8 protein-coding genes are annotated in these 4,960 nt (G+C 33.5%); 4 read left to right on the top strand and 4 right to left on the bottom strand.

Translation table 11 applies throughout. The features are described from left to right. Nucleotides 1-1,141, top strand: a 1,141-nt coding sequence (locus tag ABZA26_RS07540; protein ID WP_372713909.1) for a radical SAM protein, incomplete at its 5' end; no start/stop codon positions are given. A gap of 123 nt (nucleotides 1,142-1,264) precedes the next feature. On the opposite strand, the gene ABZA26_RS07535 is transcribed toward ABZA26_RS07540, so the two are convergent. Then, complete coding sequence (locus ABZA26_RS07535) at nucleotides 1,265-1,543, bottom strand: hypothetical protein (protein WP_372713908.1); 279 nt, start codon at nucleotides 1,541-1,543, stop codon at nucleotides 1,265-1,267. Nucleotides 1,544-1,800: 257 nt separating this feature from the next. Next, the gene (rnmV, locus tag ABZA26_RS07530) at nucleotides 1,801-2,346 is read right to left on the bottom strand and encodes a ribonuclease M5 (protein ID WP_372713907.1); all 546 of its coding nucleotides are present in this window, start codon (nucleotides 2,344-2,346) and stop codon (nucleotides 1,801-1,803) included. A gap of 210 nt (nucleotides 2,347-2,556) precedes the next feature. Between rnmV and ABZA26_RS07525 the strand changes: the two genes are divergently transcribed. Next, the gene (locus tag ABZA26_RS07525; protein WP_372713906.1) at nucleotides 2,557-2,820 is read left to right on the top strand and encodes a hypothetical protein; all 264 of its coding nucleotides are present in this window, start codon (nucleotides 2,557-2,559) and stop codon (nucleotides 2,818-2,820) included. Between the two features lie 43 nt (nucleotides 2,821-2,863). Here the strand turns inward: ABZA26_RS07525 and ABZA26_RS07520 are convergent, their stop codons facing one another. Next, nucleotides 2,864-3,580, bottom strand: coding sequence for a hypothetical protein (locus ABZA26_RS07520; RefSeq protein ID WP_372713905.1), 717 nt, complete (start codon nucleotides 3,578-3,580; stop codon nucleotides 2,864-2,866). Between the two features lie 188 nt (nucleotides 3,581-3,768). On the opposite strand from ABZA26_RS07520, the gene ABZA26_RS07515 reads away from it, so the two are divergent. Next, on the top strand, nucleotides 3,769-3,930 hold the full coding sequence (locus tag ABZA26_RS07515) for a hypothetical protein (RefSeq protein ID WP_372713904.1): 162 nt from the start codon (nucleotides 3,769-3,771) through the stop codon (nucleotides 3,928-3,930). A 22-nt stretch (nucleotides 3,931-3,952) separates the two neighbouring features. Here ABZA26_RS07515 and ABZA26_RS07510 read toward each other — a convergent pair whose 3' ends face one another. Further along, complete coding sequence (locus ABZA26_RS07510; RefSeq protein ID WP_372713903.1) at nucleotides 3,953-4,150, bottom strand: helix-turn-helix domain-containing protein; 198 nt, start codon at nucleotides 4,148-4,150, stop codon at nucleotides 3,953-3,955. Between the two features lie 385 nt (nucleotides 4,151-4,535). Between ABZA26_RS07510 and ABZA26_RS07505 the strand changes: the two genes are divergently transcribed. Then, the coding region (locus tag ABZA26_RS07505; RefSeq protein ID WP_372713902.1) for a hemolysin III family protein at nucleotides 4,536-4,960 on the top strand (425 nt) is incomplete at its 3' end.

Genomic DNA, 4,960 nt, shown 5'->3' with positions numbered 1-4,960 from the left:
GGTCTTTGAAGAATATAACGATATAATAAGATCCACTATGAGGCAGATAGAAAAAGCCTATACAAATGAAATAAAAATACTTCAGAATGATATTCCTGACCTGAAAAATCTTAAAGGAAGAACATACTATGTGGGAGAGGAAAACAATTTCCCAAAAGGATGTCTCTCGTGTCTTTTCGGTGACGGATTGGGAGGTATCAGAAAGACGCATACCTGCAACCTCACATGTAAATTCTGCTATTACCATGACTCCATGGATGATGTAGACCAGATCCCAGACGGAATGTGGGATATAGGAGATAATCTATACGAAGAAGAGGATATAGAACTCCTTCTTTCCATACAGAAAAATCCGACTGGAGTAGCCTATGTGTATCTAGAGCCTTTTATGGAGATAGAGAAATATTATTCTGTTGTGAAAAAATTTAGCAATGCCGGAATACATCAGCATATGTATACCAATGGAGTTCTCTGTACAGATGAAAATCTAAAAAAACTTGCAGAAAGCGGACTAGACGAGCTGAGATTTAATTTAGGGGCCGCCAACTGTTCTGATAAAGTTATAGAGGCTATGAAAACTGCTAAAAAATATTTCAAATCTGTGGGAATAGAAACTCCCATGACTCCTGAATTCTATGAGAGCTTTATGGAGAAAAAAGAGCAGATACTCTCCCTTGGACTTGACTTTATGAATTGTGCAGAATTTCATATGGGTCCCGACAATATAAACAACTACATCGGAGAAAAATTCTATGTTTATAAAAACGGATACCTTTCGCCAACGTGGTCCAGAAAAATTACATATAAGTTTATGAAAATGGCTTCTCAGGAAAAATGGGATATGCTTGTCCATGACTGTTCCAACCACACTAAATATGCCAGAGAGATGAATAAGGCATCTAAACAGGGGGGAGCATTCGGGGAACATTCGTATTTTTCAGAGTTTGACAGACCGCTTCCTTATCTTTTTCTCCCTATACTAAGGGACGAGAGCTTTAAGTTTCTGGATGAAGCTCCACTGCCTGCTCATCTGAAGCTGGAAAACTGCAAAGAAGATATCCTGGAAATGCTTTCTTCTGAAGAAGATGAAGAAGAGTTTTATCCTGGCTTTGAGAATTATACAAACGATGAAGATTGCTGATTTTTCATTTGTACAAGAAATAACCTCTCCCCTGTTTAACTAAACAGGGGACTTTTAATTAATTTTCCAAATTTTTCTCTTTTTAAGGTTATAGAATCAAAATTATTCTGTCTGCTATATTTCCTAATCTAAAATAACAGTTCTTGTGGTGTCTTCTGTGAGAAAATTTAATAAAAATTCCATCTTTATCTTACTTGTCCCCTTATAGTCCTCTCTCAATGCTTTAGTTACTGCTCCTGCAATATCCTCATACTGTTTTTCATATTTTTTATTTACATATGTAAATATTTTGATGGGGCTTTCACTGAGATCCTCTATAAAAGCTCTTCCTATAAAACTTTCATTTTTATCAAAAAGCAGATACACGGCTCCCTTGTTTATAATAATTTTTTCTGTAAACATATTTATACCTCCTCTGTTACTCTCTAAAGTAATATTTTTTATACTTGCTGTTTTTCCTCTTTATATTGTAAAAGGAATATTTATTTATTTTCAAATAATATTCTAAAGAGACTAATTTTAAGAGGAGGAAGATATGAGCAAGAGAGAGATGGAAGACATTATAGAAGATCTGAAAAAAGTGAAAAAATATAAAAAAAAGCATAAAAAGAAAGAAAAAGAAAAAGAGAGCAATAAAAAATAGGCTCGCAGCTGCGAGCCTATTTTTTCATTGCCTTCATAAATTCATCTTTTGTTATTCCAAAGTGATTAAGCTTGGCTAAGAACTGTTTACCGTTTCCGTATCCTATGCCTAGCTCTACACCTAATTTCTGTCTCTTGTCCTTAGATTCATCCCCACCTACTAGGCCATGCTCTATCATGTCCATCGGGGTAAATATATCATTTCTGTCTACCAGTTTGCATTTGGCATCCATAAGTGCCCTCAGAATAACTTCTGGAGAGGCATTTTCAACCCCTACATTCCCGTCTTTTAGCCTGGTCCCCTCTTTTCTGCCGATATATGCATGTCTCACATCTGGGACATAGTCTTCTATTGTCTTTCTTATCTTTTCCCCTGCAAAATCTGGGTCAGTGAGGATTATCACTCCTGTCCTCTCCTGGGCATTTTTTATCTTCTCCAGTGTGGTTCTCTTTCTTACAGCAAACCCGTTTACCTCTATAAGTTCTGCATCAACTGCTGCCTTCACTGCAGTTATGTCATCTCTTCCCTCTACTACTATTGTTTCTTTTATTTTTTTTCTCACTAATCTCTTTCCTCCCTGTTACTTTACACTTATAGTATTTTACCACAAAGAGAGGTTTTATAGAAAGAACTATCTTTCTTTGAGAAAGATAACTTTTATATTTATCAAATTATATTTAAGACAGAGGATTTTTTGATTAACTCTTGTAAAAGTATTTATGAATCAATATATAAACTATATTTAACCCTGTATTTAAAAGGAGTGTGTATTATGGAATTAGAAAAGCTTAAAAGCCTTATGATGAATAAAGAAGTCATGGTGGAGTCGAGGTGGGAACTGATAGAGATAGATTCTGTAGGATCTGTGAAAGAGATCTCAAAACTCAATAAACTTTTCGTCATGATTTTAGATAATGACACAAAAATAGTTTGTAAAGTAGACGAGATTCAGTATGAGGATGTGGACACAGTAAATTTTATCCACATTACTCCAGAAGGAGACGAGATAATAATATTCAGAGTAAAAATAATATAGAAAGAACGCAGCGATTAGGCTGCCTTCTTTCTATATAGAGATATTACTCATAAAGGTCCAAAATTTCAGTATTGGGTTTATATTTTATCCCCTGGGAAAAAAGTTCGTTAAACTCTTTTTTCGAAAGCATCTCACCATACTCAGTGTCATAATATACGAAGAAGAGATCCTTTTCTACATATTCTTTCAGAAAATTTTCAAACCTTTTCTGTGATTCGCTGTCTCCCCCTATAATTTCGACCCATTCACAGCTGATATCTATTTTTTTTATTAATTCCAGCTTAGAAAGAACAGGAGTAAACAATTCCATAAACTCAGATATATTACTGTCCCCTGCCATATCACTTGCTATGAAGCCCTGGGCAAATTTTGGAAAAAGGCTATATTCCAAAGCCTTTAATTTTTCCTCTGGAAGTACCTTGAGTTTTTTTACCTCCATAAAGCACATAGCCTGGTATATATTGCTCTCACGGGTAACCAGATGGAGTGCACTCCCCTCATCTATTTCTGCCGCTTCACCATTTATGTATCCCTCCAGATCCAGGTAAGTCAGGTAATTTCCCTTTGTGTCTACAGCAAATTCCATTTCGATTTCATCATCTTCTATATGAAAGACTGCAGCCCAGTGAATTTTTTCTTTCTTTTTTATCGTTTCTCTTTTTAAGGTTTCTTTATATGAATTTTCATAAAGTTTTTCAAATTCTAAATTTTCCTGTCCGGTTTTTAAATCCAGTATTACCTTTTTTATTTCTATGTTCATTACAAATATTCTCCTATTCTTTTTAGTATTTTATATTGATTATTATATATTATTTTTTATTTTTTTACAAAAAAATTTAATATCAATAAATTATAGGACTTTTAATTAATGTGCAAAAAAATAAACTTTTTATTTAAAAAGTTCGTCTAAAGAATAAATTATTGTGTCCCAAATAGGAGGGGTATGTTATGGAAGCTAAAGTGAGGTCAAAAGCTATAACATGTTTGAAATGCAAGAAAAATTTTAAAAGTGAATTGGATGATAAAGGTGTTCCTTATAACAAGCTATGTCCAGTATGCAGGAAAAAACGTGCTACCGGAGTATTCTTTTCAAATATTTATGTAAACTAAATGGGGCTCGAAAGCCCCTATTTTAATTTTCAAAATCAAATACATCGTTAGGAGTTACTTCTAGTACATTGCATATTCTTTCTAGCAGCATGAACTTTACTGAAGATGTTTTGTTATTAACCAGATTAAACATACTTTTATATGTAACATTGCACTGGATTGCTAGCCAGTAAATTGATCTTCCCTTTTCTTCTAGAATCTTTTTAATTCTTACTTTCACCTTATACCTCCTCATAATTAAAATTTTGTTAGACCTTTCCTAAAAAGATTATATATACTTTCTAAAAAAAAGTCAAACCTTAGCAAATTGGTAAAAAAAACAACCACAGATTCGAAGCTTTATTTTATGGGCGTTAGACAACTATGTACTTTTAGTGACATGTGTTATTTTATTGTGACATTTAGATTTTTTTAAGAGTCTATTTTCTTATTATTACCCAGTGAACTCTTAGATAGTAGAAAAATATGCAATATTCAACTAATTTTAAACATTCCGTCATTTCACATTAAAAAAAATTTATTATTTTTTAAAACCAATTCTTGACTATTTTAGTTAGGAATGTGGTATAATAGATTATAGCAAATAAGTAAATGGAGGAACGCCTATGACAAAACATAATCAATTAGAAGAATATATGAATTCAATCACCCATTATCTCGGTGCTCTGACTGCAGTATACGGTATGGTACTTCTTATATTCAGAGCATTAAATTTTGGAACTACAGCACACTTAGTCAGTTTTAGCATTTTTGGTGCTGCTCTTATACTGCTCTACTCCATGTCAGGAACTTACCATATTTTACAGCCTGGAAAAACAAAGAAACTTTTCAAGATCTTTGATCACTCTGCCATATACATACTGATCTCTAGTTCTTATACACCCTATCTGCTCACTGTAGTAGAGGGAAAAGTGGCAATTATTTTGCTCTGTATACAGTGGGTACTCACGCTCATGGGGATAATCTTCAAAATAAAATTTACAGGAAGGTTTACCTTCGTTTCCACTCTTATCTACCTTTTCATGGGGTG

It is taken from the genome of Ilyobacter sp., assembly GCF_041583315.1.
Lineage (GTDB): Bacteria > Fusobacteriota > Fusobacteriia > Fusobacteriales > Fusobacteriaceae > Ilyobacter.
The sequence above is the reverse complement of the archived record's forward strand: the minus strand, read 5'-3'. Positions and strand labels throughout refer to the sequence as shown.

What these genes read in the sequence shown, in the direction of transcription:
- ABZA26_RS07535 (WP_372713908.1), bottom strand. Translation starts at nt 1,543, where the DNA reads ATGTTTACAGAAAAAATTATTATAAACAAGGGAGCCGTGTATCTGCTT.
- ABZA26_RS07525 (WP_372713906.1), top strand. Translation starts at nt 2,557, where the DNA reads ATGGAATTAGAAAAGCTTAAAAGCCTTATGATGAATAAAGAAGTCATG.
- ABZA26_RS07520 (WP_372713905.1), bottom strand. Translation starts at nt 3,580, where the DNA reads ATGAACATAGAAATAAAAAAGGTAATACTGGATTTAAAAACCGGACAG.
- ABZA26_RS07515 (WP_372713904.1), top strand. Translation starts at nt 3,769, where the DNA reads ATGGAAGCTAAAGTGAGGTCAAAAGCTATAACATGTTTGAAATGCAAG.